Genomic DNA, 17,824 nt, shown 5'->3' with positions numbered 1-17,824 from the left:
GCGCAACCCCGGTGTCGCGCCATATTGTCCGACATGAGCCAGACAGACACAAAGGCCGCCCCGGCGGCCGACCCCGCGGCAAGCGGTCCCAAGGATCCCGCCGCGTCCCCCGAATCGGCATCTGCCACCGCTGCCTCCACTGGCGGCGCCCCCCAGAAGCCCGGCGAGATCGGCGGCCCGCGCGGTCCCGAACCGACGCGCTATGGCGATTGGGAATCCAAGGGACGCTGCACCGATTTTTGACCCTGCGGCTTCAGGACTATAACCCGATAGTTGGAATCATACGGCTGCATGCTAGACTGAGTACACTAGCATGTAGGACAAACAACCTATAACTCTTGAGTAAGTCCTAGCATTCGAGTATCCTTCTGGAAGGTCGGCGATCGTCGCCCACCCTCGGATCGGAACCCGTCCCGTGCGCGCCCTGCTGACCGCCGTCGCCCTCCTCGCAGCCACCTTCCTGGGTACCGTCGCTCCCGCGACGGCGGGCGAAACCGTTTCCGGTCCCTATTTGGGCGTGGTGACCGACGTGATCGACGGCGATACGCTGGAAGTCCGCGTCATGGTCTGGCTCGGGCAGGAAGTCGTCACCCGCGTCCGGATCGACGGGATCGACACGCCGGAGAAGCGCGGCAAGTGCCAGCGCGAGAAGGACATGGCCGATCAGGCCCGCCTCATGACCGAGCAGCTGCTGGCCGACGCCCGGGTAACCCTTTACGACATCCAGCACGATAAGTACGGCGGCCGCGTCCGAGCCCGCGTCGTCACGCGCTCGGGCGAGGATATCGGCCAGATGCTGATCAAGTCCGGTCTCGCTCGCCCCTACAAGGGCGAGGCGCGCCAGCCCTGGTGCTCCGTCGCCCAGCTCCCCTGAACGGCCCTATCCGGCCGCTCCAGGGAACATACCGTGGCATGGTTCGTTTGTCGGGCGTGCGGCGTCTGATCGCTGCCGACCCGAAATCGAGGAGAACACCATGCCAAAGTCCCGCTTCCGGGCCGCAGTGGCCGGACTGACCGGCGCCATGATCGTGTTCGGAGCGAGCGGCGTCATGGCCCAGGGTACTCCCCAGGCCGATCCACAGAAAGAACCCGTCACGGCCCCCGCCCCGCCGGAAAGCGGCTTCGGCGTCATCGTGATCGGCGTCATGAAGGGCAGTTCGCCCCAGGACTTCAGCCAGAAGGTGATCGAAGCCTTGCCCCAGCGCCTGATGGACCCTCACACCAATTTCACCGCCGGCGTCGGCTTCAAGCGTGACAAGGACTACCGTCTGGTCATCGCCTTCCATGGCGAGGACATGATGGACGCCGACACCCTCTGCACCCGCACCAACGATGTGGACACCACACCTCCGCCCGAGCAGACCGACCTGATGGCCGCTACCCGCATCACCGCCGCCTTCTGCGAAGGCGCCAAGCCGCTGAGCACCGCGACCGACCGGATGGTCGGCAGCGTAACCCCCGGCCAGGCCGGCTTCCGCTTCCTGGTCAGCGACATAACGAAGCAGCTCTTCCCCGACGGATTCGGCACCCTTCCCGGAACGATCAGCTCCCAGCAACCGGGAACGATGGTGACGCCGGCGCAGCCGCCGGGCTGATCCCCATTGCGGGTATCCTTCCCGCTACAGCATGCTATAGCGTGCGGATGTATTCCAGGACACACCGCACCGAACCATGACTCGACCTTCCGGGACTACCGCCGGCGATACGGACGCCATCAAAGGTGATCGCCGCCTGATCCGGCGGCATGACCAGTTCGCAAAGCTTTTGCTCGACCTTCCCGGCAACGCCGATGCTTTCCTTCGGGAAAGGCTGCCGGCGGCGGTCGTGGCATGTTTGATGGCCGACCCGGCCACCGACAGGTCCGAATCCTTCGTCGATCCCGCTTTGGCGGAGCATCGCGGCGATAGGGTCTTCAGCCTCGCCACATTGGACGGCGAACCTCTGCTGATCTGGACGATGGTGGAACACAAAAGCTCCCCCGAGGGAGACACCCTGGTCCAGATCCTGGGCTGCTTGAGCGGAGCCGCGACACGCGGCGCCAGACGGCGGCGCAACCCCGACGGTACCGTCTGGATCGTGCCCGCCGCAGTCTTCGCGATCGTCCTGTACCATGGCGCCGACCGCTGGTCACTGCCGACGACCCTGGGTAATGCCTATGGCATGCACGCCGAAATGCGGGCGGCGGGACCGCTCGATTTCGGCTATAGTCTGGTAGACTTGTCCGCGCTTCCCGACGCCGAGCTGTCGCGTCATCCGGAATTGCAGGCAGGACTGCTGATGCTGAAATATGCGACCAGGGACGATGACCCGGATGTCACCCTCGACCGCCTGCTTGGTGCCGCTGCGCTGATCGACTTGACCGTCATCCGTATCGTGGTCAGATATCTTTTCAAATCAGGCGACGCCCATTACAGGGAGCGTCTGCGGGCAGCATTGGGCCGGGTGCTACCAGGGCAGGAGGACAGGATCATGCCGACGATCGGTGAGTGGTACGAGGCCGAGGGTTATGCCAAGGGCAAACATGAGACATTAGCGAAGACGCTGCTGCTGATCATCGAGAACCGCTTCGGAGCGGCTTCCGAGACTGTCGAAGAAAAGGTTAGATCCGCCACTGTGGAAGACCTCGACCGATGGACACGTGCCATCTTCAAGGCGCCCTCTCTTGAAGCCATGTTCTCCGATCCCATGCATTGACGCGCTGAACTCAGCCCGATTGCTATAACTTCTCCGTCACCGGCGGATACGCGTGCCGCACCCCCCGGTAATCCTCCACCACATACCCGGCGTCCGCATCGCCGCTCAAGCAATCCGGCCCGACCGGCGCCTTGCCGTGCCCGCCGGGGATATCCAGCACGTAGGCAGGCTGGCAGAGCCCCGACACCCGGCCGCGCAGGCGCTTGACCAGTTCCCTTCCCTCGTCCAGCCCGGTCCGGAAATGCGCTGTTCCCGGCGCCAGATCACCGTGGTGGAGGTAGTAAGGCTTTACCCGCGCCCGCACCAGCCGTCGGAACAGGGCCTCCAGCACGGCGGCATCGTCGTTGACCCCTCGCAGCAGAACGCTCTGACTGACCAGCGGAATGCCGGCATCGGCCAGTTTCGCCAGTGCCGCCGTGGTCTCCTCCGTCAGTTCGTCCGGATGGTTGCAGTGGACCGCCACCCAGACGGCGCTGTCCGAGACCTTCAGCGCCGACAGCAAATCAGCGCTTATCCGCTCCGGATCGGCCACCGGAACGCGGGTGTGGAAACGGATCACACCGACATGCGGCATCGCATCCAGGGCCGAAACGATTTCCCCCAGGCGGCGCGGCGACAGCATCAGCGGGTCGCCGCCGGTCATGATCACTTCCCAGATGTCGTTACGCTGCCGGATGTAATCCAGCGCTGCCGCCAGTTCATCTGCGTCCAGCGCGTCGCCGCCGGGACCGACCATCTCGCGGCGGAAGCAGAAGCGGCAATAGACCGGGCAGGCATGCAGCGCCTTCAGCAGCACGCGGTCGGGATAGCGGTGGACGATCCCCTTGACCGGCGACCACGCTGCGTCGCCGATGGGATCCGCCCGCTCCTCGGGCGTCACCTCCAGTTCCGCCGAGGACGGCAGGTACTGGCGCGCAAGCGGAGAGTCCGGTTCAGCTCCCTCCAGCCGGTCGAGCAGATAGGGCGTCACGGCGATGGCGTAGCGGTCGGCGACGCGGCCCAGGGCCGCGGCCCGCTCCGGCGCCAGCGCGCCCGCGGCAACCAGGCCGTCCAGGCTGCGCGCCGTAGCAGTTCTCTTCATAAATATGGGACTCGTGATGTGGGCGGTACTCAACTTCGGCGTAGAGGCACTATATGGTGGTCGCACCCGCCAAACCACCCACCCACATAAATCCACGCCGACAGCAGCCGTCACACCAGCAAAGGGACCTCGTCCTCCATCATGATCCGATTTCCCAGAACCATCGGCCACCGCGGCGCCCGAGGGTACGCGCCGGAAAACACGCTGGCCGGCATCCGCACCGCCGCCGAACAGGGCGTCTGCTGGGTCGAGGTGGATGTCAAACTGACCCGCGACGGCGTGCCGATCCTGATGCACGACGACACCGTGGACCGCACCACCGACGGCAGGGGCACAGTGGCATCGATGGACTTCGCCGACCTCCGCCGGTTGGATGCCGGCAAGCCGTTCGGCCCCGAGTTCGCCGGAGAGAAGATCCCGACGCTGGAGGAAACCCTTGCCCTGGTCTTCGAACTGGGTCTCGGCATCAACCTGGAGATCAAGCCCTGCCCCGGCCGGGAGGAGGAAACCGCCTACAAGGCCCTGGACACCGCCCGCGCCCTGTGGCCCGCCGACCGGCCGCCGCCCCTGATTTCCAGCTTCGAACTCCCCAGCCTGGAAGTGGCGCTGGCCCATGCGCCGGAATGGCCGCGTGGCTACCTGATCGACCGGCGTCCCGCCGACTGGGCGGCCATCGCCGACCGTCTCGAGGCCACCACGCTCAACGTCAACGCCCGCCGCGAGGACGAGCGAAGCATCGCGGCCTATCTGGCGACCGGCCGTCCTGTCCTGGTCTATACCGTCAACGATCCGGCCCAGGCCCGGCGCCTGATCGATCTCGGTGTTTCGGCTGTTTTCACCGATTATCCGCGCGATGTCCTGGCGGTGCTCGGCGATTGACGACAGGGGAATACCCCTTGGACTACATACGGTGGTACAGCTTTAGCGAATCGCCGGGGCGTTGCGATAAATATTCTGTCGCCACTCTTCTGCGTCGCAATTTTTTCATATATGGAGGCACTAAGGGCAGGCGTTTGCCGCCGCCGGTGTCGAACCGGCGTGTCGTCGACGTGGTGCCTACCGAACGCAGAAGCAGTTTTTGGAGGGTTCGTTGAAGGCGCTCAAGCCTTTGCTGATCTCGGGTCGTGAGGTCTTGCCGCTGGTCGAAGGCGGTAAAGGCATCTCCGTGTCCAACGGCGAGAGTTCCGGCGCCTGGGCAGCGGCCGGTGGGGTCGGCACATTTTCCGGCGTGAACGCCGACAGCTTCGATGAGAACGGCAATGCCGTCGATCAGGTCTATCACGGCAAGACGCGGCGCGAGCGGCACGAGGAGCTGATCGGCTACTCGATCGCCGGCGGCATCACGCAGGCCCGGATCGCGCATGAAGTTTCCGGCGGCCAGGGCCGCATCCACATGAACGTGCTGTGGGAGATGGCGGCCGCGGAGCGCATCCTCCACGGCATCCTGGAAGGCTCCAAGGGCCTGATCCACGGCGTCACCTGCGGCGCCGGCATGCCTTACAAGGTGGCGGAGATCGCCGTCAGCTACGGCATCCACTATTACCCGATCGTCTCGTCGGCCCGCGCCTTCCGCGCGCTGTGGAAGCGGGCCTACCACAAGTTCTCGGACAATCTCGGCGGCGTGGTCTACGAGGACCCCTGGCTGGCCGGCGGCCATAACGGCCTGTCGAACAGCGAGGACCCGGAGAGCCCGGAGGATCCGTTCCCCCGCGTGCTGGCGCTCCGCCAGATGATGAACAGCTTCGGGCTGACCGACACGCCGATCGTGATGGCCGGCGGCGTCTGGTACCTGCGCGAGTGGGAAGAGTGGATCGACAACCCCGATCTCGGGCCGATCGCCTTCCAGTACGGCACCCGCCCGCTGCTGACCCAGGAAAGCCCGATCTCCGAAGCGTGGAAGCGCAAGCTCCTGACGCTGAAGGAGGGCGACGTCTTCCTGAACAAGTTCTCGCCGACGGGCTTCTACTCCTCGGCGGTCAACAACCCCTTCATCCAGGACCTTCGGGGCCGGAGCGAGCGGCAGGTGGCGTATTCGGTCAAGCCGGTCGGCGAGCACGACACCGAGTTCCGCGTCGGCCCCCGTGGTCGGCCGGTCTACCTGACGGCCCATGACCGCGACCGCGCCTTCGGCTGGGTCGAGGCCGGGTACAAGGAAGCCCTGAAGACCCCGGACAGCACGCTGATCTTCGTGACGACCGAGTCGTCGCATAAGATCCTGCACGACCAGATCGACTGCATGGGGTGCCTGTCGGCCTGCATGTTCTCCAACTGGGCGCAGAACGAGGAAGGCACCACCGGCAAGAAGGCCGACCCGCGCTCCTTCTGCATCCAGAAGACCTTGCAGGCGATCAGCCATTCCGAGGACTGCGAAACCCAGCTCATGTTCGCGGGACACAACGCCTACCGCTTCGCCAGCGATCCCTTCTACGCTGATGGCTTCATCCCGACCGTGAAGCAGCTCGTCGACAGGATCGCATCGGGCGACTGATCTCTGCCCCTTATCAAGTGACCGGATCAAGAGGCCGGTGTCCGCCGTGACTGGCGGCACCGGCTTTTTTCATGCCCTCGCCGACTTATACCGGAAGCCGAAGTGTTCGACCGGCGGTCGGCAAGTGTTGGGCCACGGCCCAACCTACGAAGCAGGAGCCCGTAGGTTGGGCCGTGGCCCAACAAACACTGGCCTCATAGGTCAATGTCTTCAGCCTCTGGCATCAGCCGCTCGTCCTGGCTGTGCTGCGCGGCGGATGACCGCATGGCTTTGGCTTCAGCCTGCTTCATCCTGACGCCCTTATTCGTCGGAGTTAGTCCTTCCGTTGACGTACCGGTCCAACTTGCCTAAAATTCCAGCGACGTCGCATATGCCGTTTCAGATGCCCTGACCGGCTCGGGTGCGGGAACGTCCCAGGGGGTTCGTGACGCGGTCATGTCCGATGTGAATGCCGACTTGCTCAGTCTCGAACTATCCGGCGCGGTCGATGAACGGAGCGTCGATGCCGGCGTCCTGGATGCGGCCGCGCGGACCGAGGATCCATCGCCGTTCCCCGCGATCAGCGTCGCCCATGTCTTCAAGGTCTTCATCCCCGAGATCAACGGCGGCATTCCGGAGATCATGCGGCTTCTGGCCGCCGGCCTGACGCGCCGGTGCCGGAGCGAGGTACTGGTATCGCGCGTGAGCGGTAGCGGTTCCTCTGAAATCGTCGAGGGAATCGAAGTGCATCGGGCCAGCGCTCTCGGAAGCCTGTGGTCGATGCCGATATCGCCGGCGTTTCCTTTCCTTGTCTGGCAGACGGCGCGGCGGGTGGACGTGGTGGATTACCATGCCCCATTCCCGCTCGCGGATCTGGCGGTCAGCCTGTGGTTTCCGAAGCGGACGGCGCTGATCGTCCATTGGCATTCGGAAATCATCGCGCAGCGGCGGCTGCTGCCGGTTGTCGGTCCTTTCATCCGGCGAACCTTGAAACGAGCCGACAGGATCGTCGTATCGACCCCGGCGATGATCGAGCAGTCGCCCTTCCTGAAGCCGTTCGCCGATAAATGCGTCGTCATTCCCTATGGAATCGACGTCGATTACTGGAAGAAGCTCGAGGCGGCGGACCAGAGGCGGATCACCGAGTTGCGGGCACTCCACCCACGGCTGATCCTGGCGACGGGCCGGCTGGTCGCTTACAAGGGCTTCGGCGTGCTGGTCGATGCGATGCGGAGCGTGGACGGCACCCTTGTCATCGTCGGCACCGGCGCCCTCGAAGGCGCCCTTCGCAGGCAGATCGACGACGCAGGACTGGGCGACCGCGTCCATCTCGTCGGATATCTGGAGCGGCGCGAGTTGAAATGCCTGCTCCACGCCTGCCGGGTCTTCACCATGCCGTCGGTGGAGGAAAGCGAAACCTTCGGCATCGCGCAGGTCGAGGCCATGGCTTGCGGCAAGCCTGTGGTCAATACCCGCTTGTTGACCGGGGTCCCATGGGTCGCGCGAGACGGCAGCGAAGCCATGACCGTGCCGCCCCGGAATCCCGATGCACTGGCCGCATCGCTCTCATTTCTGCTCGACCACCCCGGCGATGCCGCCGCCATGGGCGCCCGCAGCCTTCTCCGCGCCGAGACCACCTTCAGCTTCGGCACATTCCTGACCGAAACGCTGAAGGTCTATCAAGACACGGTAAAGGAGAAGATCGCCATCTGATACTATTTTATGGAAGCATGGCTTGCTTTGCTGAGTTACCACTGCGGCAAGGCACGCCGGAGATGCGTTGGCAGCCATGAGTTTTCGCAGTCAATATCAACTTGACGATGCTCCGGAAACACTGGCAAGGTCCATCCGGCGGTTCTGTCCCCATCGGACTCAATCTCTGTCGAAACGCCCGCGCTTTCCTTTGAGCACCCATCATGCAGACGGCTCCAACGCCCGACCCTTGCCATCAAGTGCTGAAGAGATTGCGGACATCAGCGCTTGCAGTGGTTTTGGCAGCCAAGGTCCGGGCGACGAGTGGACGCGGGGCGCCAGGAAGTCGATGACCCTCCCCGTTCCACCGCTTATCCGTCGCGCTGCCGACCAGGATGACCAGATCGGCGCACCGGACACAAGACCGCTCAGGGACGGGAACAAGCCTTCGTGCGCGGTTTCAGCCCAAAGCATGAATGCCGATCCGGTCATCGGGCGTGAAAACCCGATAAAGCTGATCCTGAACGTCGAGTCGATCGTTCCCCCGGTGACGGGCATCGGGCGCTATACGTCCGAAATACTCGGAGGCCTGCTTGCCCGCGGCCTGGGCGGCGACCTGCATTGCTTCTCCCATTTTCATTGGGTGGATGCGAGACGCGTGATCGAAGCGTCGTCCGAACCGCCTCCGCCCAATAACTTCCGCCCCTTCCTGCGGTCGCTGCCCTATGCATACGACCTGCGGTGCATCGCCCGCAACGCGGTGTTCCGGCGCAGCGCCAAGTCGCTTGCCGGAGCCGTCTATCATGAGCCGAACTATATCCTGAAGCCGTATGACGGTCCGACGATCGTCAATTGCCACGACCTGTCGCACCTGCATTTTCCGGAACACCACCCGGCGGAACGCGTTCGCTACCTGGACCGGAACCTGGAAAAGTCCCTGCGCAAAGCGACGCGGATCGTGACGCTCAGCGATTTCGTCCGGCGCGAGGTGTTGGATACCTTCGCCTTCGATCCCGCGACCGTGATCACGATCCCGGTCGGCGTCGACGATCGGTTCAGGCCGCATGCCCGCGATGAAACGCAAGGCATCATGTCGCGCCATGGTCTCGAACACGGCCGCTACGTCCTGTCGGTGGCGACCATCGAGCCGCGCAAGAACCTGCATGGCCTGGTCAGGGCCTTCATGAGGCTGCCCGCCGGGCTGAGGGCGGCCTATCCGCTGGTACTGTGCGGTGCTACGGGATGGCGGGAAAGCCATCTCGAACAATCGCTCGACGCGCTGGTGCGCGAGGGTAGCGTCCGGCGCCTGGGCTATATTCCCGAAGCCGACCTGCCCGGCCTATATGCCGGCGCCGCGGCCTTCGCCTTTCCGTCCTTCTATGAAGGTTTCGGGCTGCCGCCGCTGGAAGCCATGGCCAGCGGCACGCCGGTCCTGGCATCGGCCACCGGCAGCATCCTGGAAGTAGTCGGGGACGCGGGCCTGCTCGTCGATCCCCATGACGATGCGGCACTCGCCGCCGGGCTGGAGCGAATCCTCACCGACCGCCCCCTGCGCGACGACTGCATCGCCAGCGGGCTGGAGCGTGCGGAACGGTTCAGCTGGACGTCCTGCGTCGACCGCACGATCGCGCTTTACCGCCAACTTCAGGGCAGCTGATACCTCGACCGATCGGCGGATGCCGTTTTGCCATTGGACTCGGGAGCGAGATAGTCGTATTCTGAAATCGATTGCTTTTTAGCTATTCTCGTACGTCGTCGCCCGAAGGGCCTGTCATGTCCTCCTCTCCCATCGATGCATCCTTGATGCGGCCCGGCCCAAAGCTGGCTGATCTGGTTCAGCAGATGAAGCAGAACATGCAGAAATCCCAGGCCATGATCGACCAGACCAACAACTCCACCAAGCCCGTTCCCAAGACCGATCAGCTGAACAGTCAGGCCGCTGTCATCAGCCAGGGCTACAAGCAGGCCATCCAGGAAAGCAACCAGGCCGCCAAGCCTCTCCCCAAGACCGAGGCGCTGGTATCGCAGGCCGGCGCCATCAGCCAGGGCTACAAGCGGGCAATCCAGGAAAGCAATCAGGCCGCCAAGCCGATCCCCAAGACGGAAGCACTGGTGTCTCAGGCGGGCGCCATCAGCCAGGGCTACAAGCAGGCGATCCAGGAAAGCAGCCAGGCGATGAAGCCGATCGCCAAGACGGAAGCCCTGGTGTCGCAGGCGGGAGCCATCAGCCAGGGATACAAGCAGGCAATCCAGGAAAGCAGCCAGGCGATGAAACCGATCGCCAAGACGGAAGCCCTGGTGTCGCAGGCGGCGGCCATCAGCCAGAGCTACAAATCGGCCGTCGAGCAGACGAAGAATTCCATGAAGGCCATTCCCAAGACCGAGTCGCTGACACAGCAGACTTCAGCGGCCGTGGATCGTATCCAGTCGCAGGCGAAGCAGAGCGCTCAGGCGGCCGCTGCCGCCGGCAGCAAGGCCAAGCCTGCAGGCGGCAAAGTGGATATGCATGCCTGAGAGAGCCGGCCGCGCCAGCGCCGGGACATGACTGCCTAAGGCAGCATTGTCAGGATGATCGGCACAGTCCGAGGAACCTTGCGGCCATGGGCTCGTTTCAGGACTGTTACGGTATAATCCGGTCCGTCCGACAGGAAGCTCTTCATGCCACTGGTCATTTTTCTGATCCTCGTCGTCCTGATCGCCATGTTCGGCTTCTGGGACACGCTGAGCGCATTGCTGGGCAGCATCATGATGATCATCCTGTTCGCCGCAGCAGCCGCCGGCTTGTTGGTGCTGACCGGCATGTTCATCTACCATCGGGTCAGGAAGCGCACCCAAACCCCGGACCTGCCGTAAAGTCCCGATCACAATGACTTGATCCGGCACGCTTTCCGCCTTTCGAGCACGCCCGGCTGCTTTTCCGGAACGCTCCCCCGTCCCATATGGACCGATAGGACCGGCCCGTCGGTTCGGGAGTGTACCAATGAAACGCAGAGTATTTTTAGGAGGCACCATGGCCATCCTTGGCGCAGGCGGACTGTTCAGATCGCTGACGAGCGGCAATGCAGCCGAAGCCGCCAGCGACGAGCGGTTTCCCGTATCGAAACCGGCTGCGGAGTGGCGCGAGCAACTGACCCCGGAGCAGTACTATGTGCTTCGCGAGCACGGCACCGAACGCGCCTGCACCAGTCCGCTCAACGCCGAAAAACGTTCCGGCACCTTCGTCTGTGCCGGCTGTGAGCAGGACCTGTTTGCATCCGATACCAAGTTCGAGAGCGGAACCGGCTGGCCCAGCTTCTGGAAGCCCTTGGAAGGCGCCGTCGGCACGACTGAGGACCGCTCGTTCTTCATGACGCGCACGGAAGTGCATTGCAGCCGCTGCGGCGGTCATCTGGGCCATGTCTTCGAGGATGGACCGAAGCCCACGGGCCTGCGCTATTGCATGAACGGGGTGGCGATGACGTTCCGCCCCGCGACCAGCTGACGCGGAGCCCCGCCCGGAGCCGGATCTCCCTCGATCCGAAAGGGACTTGAGGCGAATTAACTATAACTAAAGTATATACGCGGTACGAATCCATCCGTTGCGGTCCCAGGAACGGGACCGGTTGGCTGGGTTCGTACCATGCGCACTTGCCTCATTCCGATAGGTTGCCTTGCCGCCCTGGCACTGGCCGGCTGCACCGGCGGAGCTTTCGTCCCACGCGGCGACGTGGGGGCCGTCGTATCGACGGCTCCGTCCCGCGATATCAGCCTTTCCGGCGTCATTACCCAGAAAAGTGCCGACCGGATCATGGATGAGCTGGAATCTCACGCCGGTCCGTCCGTGACCATCCGCCTCGACAGTCCCGGCGGGGACGTATCGGCCGCTCTCCAGATTCACGACCAGCTGAAACGGAGCGGTAAACTTGTGGTGACCCGCGTCGAGGACGAGGCGCGGTGCATGTCGTCGTGCACCCTGATCTTCGCGGCGGGCGACCAGCGGCTGGCGGGCTCCCGGTCGCGCTTCAGGTTCCATGCTCCGCTCTATGTCGGATGGCTGCCGCTGCCGGGACCGGTCGTCGCCTTGATCGAAGCCGCCACCCGACGAGGAATCGCGAACACCTATGCCGAGGCATCGCCGGAATTCGCCCGTTATCTGGCGGAACCCGGCATCCTGGCGCTGGACTCCCGCAAGGGGCTGGCGCTCAGTGGGGAAGAACTGGCGAAACGCGGCGGAAAATTCGTTACCGGGGTACCGTGACGGCCGCTCGCCGGCCGGGGCGGACCGCTGCCGGCGTCAGTCGCCGTCCATCACCCGGGCGGCGTTGACCGCATCGGCGACTGTGACCCCTTTGCGGATGATGTTGTCGATGACCCGCCCCTGGACGAGATGCACGCCCAGACCATGGGCGAACATCAGACCGGATACGGTTCCGCACCGGGCCAGGATGAGCTTGCACTTGGATTGGCTTTCGATCTTCTCCAGCAAGGCATGGTACAGGTCGGCGTCCATCTCCAGCATGTCCTGCGACCAGAACATCTTGGCATAGTCGCAGTCCATGTATTCCAGGTCCATATGCGTGACCCAGAACGGCGTCAGGCCGTCTATGCAGATCGAGTAGCCCCGGTTGCGGGCGAAATCGACGACTTCCTTGTAAATGGTTTCGTTTTCGACCAGATCGACTTTGTTGATCTCAAGCACGACGTTGCTGCGCAGTTCGGCTGTGAGCCGTTCGTCGAACTTCACGAAGGCCGAGGACATGATCGTGGTGAGGTTGAGATTGAGTCCGATCTTGTGGCCCCGGATGAAATCTATGCCGTAGTTGAGCGTCTTGAGGATCGACTGGTCCAGATTGGACGTGAAGTAATTGAACAACCATCGGTTGGCGGTAATGTCGTAACCTGGGCTGATCTTGTCCTCGACGCTCTTCACCGCGATATAAAGCTCGAAATACTCCCGGTGGTTCTGAGCTTCCGGGCGGATATCCATGACCGGCTGGTTCAGCATGAAAGGCGACAGGTCGAAGATCGCCATCTGGCCCTCGATCCGCGCCATCTCCTCCAGGTTCACGGAAGGCTTCGTCTTCAGCTTGCCGCCATCCGAACCGCCGCTGGTGTCGAGTCCCTCGATGAAGCGCATGACGTTCACGAAGTTGAGCGACAACTCCATGATCGAATAAAGGCTTTCCTCCCGGTAGGGGTTCAGCCCCATCATCTTCGTCCGCGCCAGCATCAGCCGTTCGATCATCTGGCAGACGTCCGAGATGGCGGAGAACTTGATGCCTTTGTAAAGGATCAGCACATCGTCGTTGGACAGGTTGAACATCTGAAGAAATGCGGAATTTTCAGATATTTCCTGGACGGCACGGCGGATCGCGGCGATGTCGCCGTAGCTCTTCTCCTTCAGGAGGGACAGGTGCAGATGGACGAGCCGGAGCCCGTTCAACTCGCGCTTGGCGGATTGCAGGAGCGTGAGAAGCTTTGCATCGTCATGCGGCGGTTTTACCGCCGCCGGGGGTTTTCCGCCCGAAGCCGGCCGCGCCTGATCGCGAACGGGCGGTTCAGCCTTGGCGCGGTTCATCATGCCCCGGCTCGCCTTATCGGGAGGATGAAATCCAGCTGAGACCCTTTGAGCAAACCGACCCCCCATCAACCGTCAGGGCAAACGACGAACCGAAATGCCTAACCCATTCGTTGCTTCACCATAACACGAAGGAAGGGGATTTTAACTGGATTCTACCAAACTATCGAGAGTTGACCCTTCATGTCACAGTTCACGCGGGATGCCATAGGGAATCACCGGAGGGCGGCGGTTTCGCCCAGGCCATCGAGCACGACCTTCTCCACGAGGTCCACGCCGAGGTCCTTGAGATCCTGAACCTCCAGGCAAGTGACGTTGGGCCGTTGGATCCCCGTCAGCCGGGCCGCCATGTGACTGCCGAACAAGGCCACCGTCGGCCGGCCCAGATGGGCCGACAGGTGAGTAGGTCCGCTGTCGTTGCCGACAGCGAGCCGGGCGCCGGTCAGAACTCCCGCCAGTTGGAAGAAATTCAGCCAGCGCCCGGCAGTCAGCATGGTGCCGGGGATGGTGCGGCAAAGGTCGAGTTCCTCCGGACCGGGGACGGTGATGACCTTGACACCCCGCGCGACCAGCCGCCCGGCCAGTTCCACATAACCGGGCCAGCGCTTCTGCGGCAGCCGGGCGGAGGAACCGGGAAGCAGGACGACATAGGGTTCCGAGACTCCGGCTTCCTCCAGGATCTCCCGCACGTCGTCGGCAGCCCAAGACAAGTCCGGCGCCGACGTATGCCTGACCGGCACCCCGGCGTCCTTCAGCTGTCCCGCCAGCCGCTCCAGGCTGGGAATGCCCTTCGGGTTCGGCGCCCGGTGCGGATGGCTGCACCCCGGCGCCGTCCCGGACCAGGGAGTATGCGGCAGAAACCAGCGCCGGTAGAAGGCGGTACGGGAGACGTTCTGGAGATCGTAGACCATGGCGTAGGGCTTGGCGGTCAGGCGCCGGCGCAGATCGAACATGCGGTCAAGGCGCCAGCGGGGGGCACGGGGATCGATCTCGACGACATCGATCCACGGACAACGCTCCATCAGCTTGCGGTACGCCGGTCCCGTCAGCAACGTGATCCGGGCGGATGGATGGTGCAGCCTGATGTCGTGAAGGGCGCCTTCGGACTGGAAGAGGTCGCCCAGGGCACCGAGCTTGATGATCAGGATTTCTTCGGTCATGGAAAGTCGAGTCCGGAAAGGCGGCCCCGCCGCGGGCTGCGCACCATAGCCGCACATCCGCCACCGTTCCAGGCTCCTCCTGCCGGGGCCGCTACCTTGCGACCATCCTGCAGGACATGCGGCGCCGCTCAGCCCGCCATGCCGACCGCCATGTCGAGCATCGGGTCTTCCAGGCGATGCAGACGTCCGCTGGCCGCAAGGGCCAAGCGCAGGACCACGGCCTTGCGCCGCGCGGCGTTGAGCCTCGTTACCGGCGCATCGCGCAGCACCACGGCGCCGAACCCGTCGGCCACCATCAGCCCGCACTCGGGCGGGATGAGATCGGCCGGAAAATCGGGGCCGACGGCGAAGAAGAAGGTATCGCAGTACGCCTGATACTCCGGCCATTTCTGATCGGCGCGGAAGTCCGCGACCGAGCTTTTCACCTCCACGATGACGATCTCGCCGGCATCGTTGACCGCCGCCACGTCGGCACGCCGCCCGGAGGCCAGCCGGAACTCCGTCAGGCTGACATAGCCACGTTCGGCCAGCGCCCGCCGGACCCCCCGCGTCAGCAGATCGGCCACGCCGGCGACGCCCGCCGTTCTGAATTCCTCGAGTTCCACACCCGCCCCTCGAATTTCACCCAGTTGATTTGGTCCAATTGAATTGGTCCGGTCGATTTGGCCCAGCCGCGCGGAAGAGGCCGACTGAAAGAGGCCACTATACCCGATTATGACTTAGATGGGTACATATCATGAACGTGTTAAGTCTTTCATCCGGACCTCAATTCACTGCTGGCATCCGCAGCCCGCTGCGCCTAGGCTGGCCTTACCCGTTGGAGTTACCACGCAAACCGCTTGCATGACCGAGACGATGATTACCTTCCCGAATCTTGTGGAGACGGTCGGCATGCTTGCCGGACTGCTTACCACCACCGCCTTTCGGCCTCAGGCCTTCAAGTTCCGGCACGGCAAGCCGGCCAGGGGTGTGTCGTTGATGATGTTCGCGTGTTTCTGCACAGGTATCGCCCTCAATGTGATCAACGGGTTCACGCCGGGCGCATTCCCGGTAATCCTGGCGAATGTTTTAACGCTCTGTATCGCCGCCGCCATTCTGGTCTTCAAAACCCGATATGGCTAACGCCCGTTTATTATTTGGCACGCCCGCGTACTGCGTAAATGCCATTCTTGCCTACTCTTGCCGCTTTTCGTTTCGTATGGAAACGACTAGGCTCTTCCTGTCTCCTACAGGTTGACCATGTCAGATCAGAACCCTACAGTTATCGACTCGAAGGGCCGTTGGCCCGCCCCTGAACCTGAGCCGCGAACCGAGCCCGGTCGCGGTCCGGGAATCGTATCGATCGATCCTCAGGGCCGCATCCTCTCCTGGAACCATGCCGCGGCCTCGATCCTGGCCGATGCCGGCAGTGCGCTGGAGATCGGGCAGCCTTTCGTCCGTCTCGAAGTGGAGGCCGGGCGGCTCTGTTCCGTTGCCTTCAGCCGCAGCGGCATGGCCGACGGCGGCGCGATCTGCCTGTGCGAGCAACCCCCGGCGACATCCCCCCTGCGAGTTCCAGCGGCAGCGGTCGCGCTGCCGTCGATGATCCTGCATCCGGCCCAGATAACGGACGGCGCCCTGAAGGCGATCGCCGGCTCCTTCGCCTTCATCCGCAATCCCCTGCCGCTTTGGATCTTCGATCGCCAGACGCTTACCTTCGTCGCGGTCAACGACGCGGCCCTGGGGCGTTACGGATACTCGCGCGAGCGGTTTCTGAACATGAGGATCAGCGATATCCGTCCGCCCGAGGACATACCGCGGCTGATGGACTCGATGACTGAACGCCTGACTTCGGGCGAATCCGGCCAGTGGCGGCATATCCTGGCCGACGGACGCACGATCGACGTGCTGGTGACGTCGGAATGGTTCACGCTGGACGGCCGTCCGCTGGCGCTGACGGCCGTCCAGGACATCACCGCGCATTGCAGGCTGGAAGACAGTCTTGTCGAGGCGCGCATCGAAGCGGAAAGGGCCAACCGCGCCCGCAGCCGCTTCTTCGCCGTCGCCAACCATGACCTTCGCCAGCCGCTCGCGGCGCTGTCGCTGTTCGTCGGAGCGCTGGAGAACCGGCTCAAGGACCCGACCAGCCGCGATATCCTGCGCGCCATGAATACGGCGCTGGCCACGATCAAGAACCTTGTCGACGCTCATCTCGACATCGCCCGCATCGATGCGGGCACGCTGCGGGTGGAGCCGGTCGGCCACTCGGTCAACGGCCTCCTGACGCGCATGGCGCTGGAATTCGCCGGTCCGGCGCGCCAGAAGGGACTGACTCTTCATGTGGCGCCTTGCTCCGCCGTGATCCGGAGCGACCGCGACCTTCTGGAACGCATCCTCCGCAACCTGCTGTCCAATGCGGTCCGCTACACCAGCAAGGGGCGGATCCTGCTCGGCTGCCGCCGTCAAGGCGACCAGCTGCGGATCGAGGTCTGGGATACCGGTCCCGGCATCCCAGGCGACCAGCTCGACATCATCTTCGAGGAATTCTATCGCGGCAACACCTCGAGCACATCGGACGCGGCCGGCTTCGGCCTGGGCCTGTCGATCGTCGACCGGCTGTCGCGCCTGCTCAACCACTCGCTGACCGTCCGGTCGAACGAAGGCAAGGGATCGGTCTTCGCCATCAGCGTCCCGATGGAAGTCGAACCTGAACCGAGGATCGCCGTTCCCGCCATCCCGGTCCGTGCCGACAGCGAAGGACTGCCCCGGGTCCTCGTGATCGAGGACGACGTCATTGTGCTTCAGGCGCTGGAACTTCTGCTGGACCAGTGGGGCTGCGACGTGATCGCGACATCTGGCTACGACGAGGCGATCGCGGGGCTGACGGGACAGAGCCAGGCGCCCGATCTGGTCATCGCCGATTTCCGCCTTTCCGGTCCCGCCAGCGGTATCGTCGCGATCCGCCAGATCGCCAAGATGATGCAGGTCGATCTGCCCGGCCTGATCATCACCGGCGACACCGATCCGCGTCGACTGAAGGAAGCCCGCTTGAGCGGATACCCCCTGCTCCACAAGCCGGTTTCCGCATTGGCCTTGCGGGCCGCCGTGGCAACCCTGCTGGGACGCGACCGCTTGCGCGACGGCGTCGTCTGACGGTACCCGATCCGGGCAAACGAAAAGGCGCGGCCACCGCT

18 protein-coding genes are annotated in these 17,824 nt (G+C 63.7%); 14 read left to right on the top strand and 4 right to left on the bottom strand.

The annotated features are described in order from the left end of the window. The first annotated feature begins 33 nt into the window (after nt 1-33). The 4 genes from N826_RS24975 to N826_RS24960 all read left to right on the top strand — a co-directional run bounded on the left by N826_RS24975 (nt 34) and on the right by N826_RS24960 (nt 2,694). Nucleotides 34-243: a succinate dehydrogenase assembly factor 4 gene (locus N826_RS24975; RefSeq protein WP_044433175.1), complete on the top strand. Its 210-nt coding sequence runs from the start codon at nt 34-36 to the stop codon at nt 241-243. 172 nt (nt 244-415) lie between these two features. Then, nucleotides 416-874 carry a thermonuclease family protein gene (locus N826_RS24970; RefSeq protein WP_063772311.1) on the top strand — a complete coding sequence of 153 codons (459 nt, stop codon included), beginning with the start codon at nt 416-418 and terminating at the stop codon, nt 872-874. Nucleotides 875-974: 100 nt separating this feature from the next. After that, entirely contained in the window at nt 975-1,595 is a 621-nt protein-coding gene (locus tag N826_RS24965; RefSeq protein WP_044433173.1) for a hypothetical protein, read from the top strand. 76 nt (nt 1,596-1,671) lie between these two features. Next, nucleotides 1,672-2,694, top strand: a complete 1,023-nt coding sequence (locus N826_RS24960) for an Rpn family recombination-promoting nuclease/putative transposase (protein WP_044433171.1) — start codon at nt 1,672-1,674, stop codon at nt 2,692-2,694. Between the two features lie 22 nt (nt 2,695-2,716). On the opposite strand, the gene N826_RS24955 is transcribed toward N826_RS24960, so the two are convergent. Next, nucleotides 2,717-3,775 (bottom strand): lysine-2,3-aminomutase-like protein, encoded by a 1,059-nt coding sequence (locus tag N826_RS24955; RefSeq protein ID WP_044433169.1) that lies wholly within the window; start codon nt 3,773-3,775, stop codon nt 2,717-2,719. 141 nt (nt 3,776-3,916) lie between these two features. Between N826_RS24955 and N826_RS24950 the strand changes: the two genes are divergently transcribed. The 8 genes from N826_RS24950 to N826_RS24915 all read left to right on the top strand — a co-directional run bounded on the left by N826_RS24950 (nt 3,917) and on the right by N826_RS24915 (nt 12,171). After that, nucleotides 3,917-4,654, top strand: coding sequence for a glycerophosphoryl diester phosphodiesterase (locus N826_RS24950; protein ID WP_052832014.1), 738 nt, complete (start codon nt 3,917-3,919; stop codon nt 4,652-4,654). Nucleotides 4,655-4,865: 211 nt separating this feature from the next. Continuing rightward, a complete protein-coding gene (locus tag N826_RS24945) occupies nt 4,866-6,263 on the top strand; it encodes an NAD(P)H-dependent flavin oxidoreductase (RefSeq protein WP_044433166.1) in 1,398 nt (465 codons plus the stop codon). 435 nt (nt 6,264-6,698) lie between these two features. Beyond that, a complete protein-coding gene (locus tag N826_RS24940) occupies nt 6,699-7,955 on the top strand; it encodes a glycosyltransferase (RefSeq protein ID WP_052832012.1) in 1,257 nt (418 codons plus the stop codon). Between the two features lie 451 nt (nt 7,956-8,406). Then, on the top strand, nt 8,407-9,591 hold the full coding sequence (locus N826_RS24935; RefSeq protein ID WP_044433163.1) for a glycosyltransferase family 4 protein: 1,185 nt from the start codon (nt 8,407-8,409) through the stop codon (nt 9,589-9,591). Between the two features lie 116 nt (nt 9,592-9,707). Beyond that, nucleotides 9,708-10,448 carry a hypothetical protein gene (locus N826_RS24930; RefSeq protein ID WP_044433161.1) on the top strand — a complete coding sequence of 247 codons (741 nt, stop codon included), beginning with the start codon at nt 9,708-9,710 and terminating at the stop codon, nt 10,446-10,448. Between the two features lie 144 nt (nt 10,449-10,592). Then, complete coding sequence (locus N826_RS24925) at nt 10,593-10,787, top strand: hypothetical protein (protein ID WP_044433160.1); 195 nt, start codon at nt 10,593-10,595, stop codon at nt 10,785-10,787. Nucleotides 10,788-10,944: 157 nt separating this feature from the next. After that, entirely contained in the window at nt 10,945-11,415 is a 471-nt protein-coding gene (msrB, locus tag N826_RS24920) for a peptide-methionine (R)-S-oxide reductase MsrB (protein ID WP_211099380.1), read from the top strand. 138 nt (nt 11,416-11,553) lie between these two features. Beyond that, entirely contained in the window at nt 11,554-12,171 is a 618-nt protein-coding gene (locus N826_RS24915; RefSeq protein WP_044433158.1) for an ATP-dependent Clp protease proteolytic subunit, read from the top strand. Nucleotides 12,172-12,207: 36 nt separating this feature from the next. Here the strand turns inward: N826_RS24915 and N826_RS24910 are convergent, their stop codons facing one another. From N826_RS24910 to N826_RS24900, 3 genes are all read right to left on the bottom strand, one after another. Further along, nucleotides 12,208-13,494 (bottom strand): EAL domain-containing protein, encoded by a 1,287-nt coding sequence (locus N826_RS24910; RefSeq protein ID WP_244619511.1) that lies wholly within the window; start codon nt 13,492-13,494, stop codon nt 12,208-12,210. A gap of 212 nt (nt 13,495-13,706) precedes the next feature. Beyond that, complete coding sequence (locus tag N826_RS24905) at nt 13,707-14,651, bottom strand: glycosyltransferase family 9 protein (protein WP_044433306.1); 945 nt, start codon at nt 14,649-14,651, stop codon at nt 13,707-13,709. Nucleotides 14,652-14,779: 128 nt separating this feature from the next. Then, nucleotides 14,780-15,256, bottom strand: coding sequence for an MmcB family DNA repair protein (locus tag N826_RS24900; RefSeq protein WP_044433156.1), 477 nt, complete (start codon nt 15,254-15,256; stop codon nt 14,780-14,782). Nucleotides 15,257-15,494: 238 nt separating this feature from the next. Between N826_RS24900 and N826_RS24895 the strand changes: the two genes are divergently transcribed. Both N826_RS24895 and N826_RS40490 read left to right on the top strand, forming a co-directional pair. After that, nucleotides 15,495-15,773 carry a SemiSWEET family sugar transporter gene (locus N826_RS24895; protein ID WP_211099379.1) on the top strand — a complete coding sequence of 93 codons (279 nt, stop codon included), beginning with the start codon at nt 15,495-15,497 and terminating at the stop codon, nt 15,771-15,773. Between the two features lie 117 nt (nt 15,774-15,890). Continuing rightward, the gene (locus N826_RS40490; RefSeq protein ID WP_052832009.1) at nt 15,891-17,783 is read left to right on the top strand and encodes a PAS domain-containing hybrid sensor histidine kinase/response regulator; all 1,893 of its coding nucleotides are present in this window, start codon (nt 15,891-15,893) and stop codon (nt 17,781-17,783) included. Nucleotides 17,784-17,824 lie beyond the last annotated feature (41 nt).

The organism is Skermanella aerolata KACC 11604, assembly GCF_000936425.1.
Taxonomy (GTDB): domain Bacteria; phylum Pseudomonadota; class Alphaproteobacteria; order Azospirillales; family Azospirillaceae; genus Skermanella; species Skermanella aerolata.
Note: the sequence above shows the minus strand (reverse complement) of the source record. Positions and strands in the feature narration are given on the sequence as shown.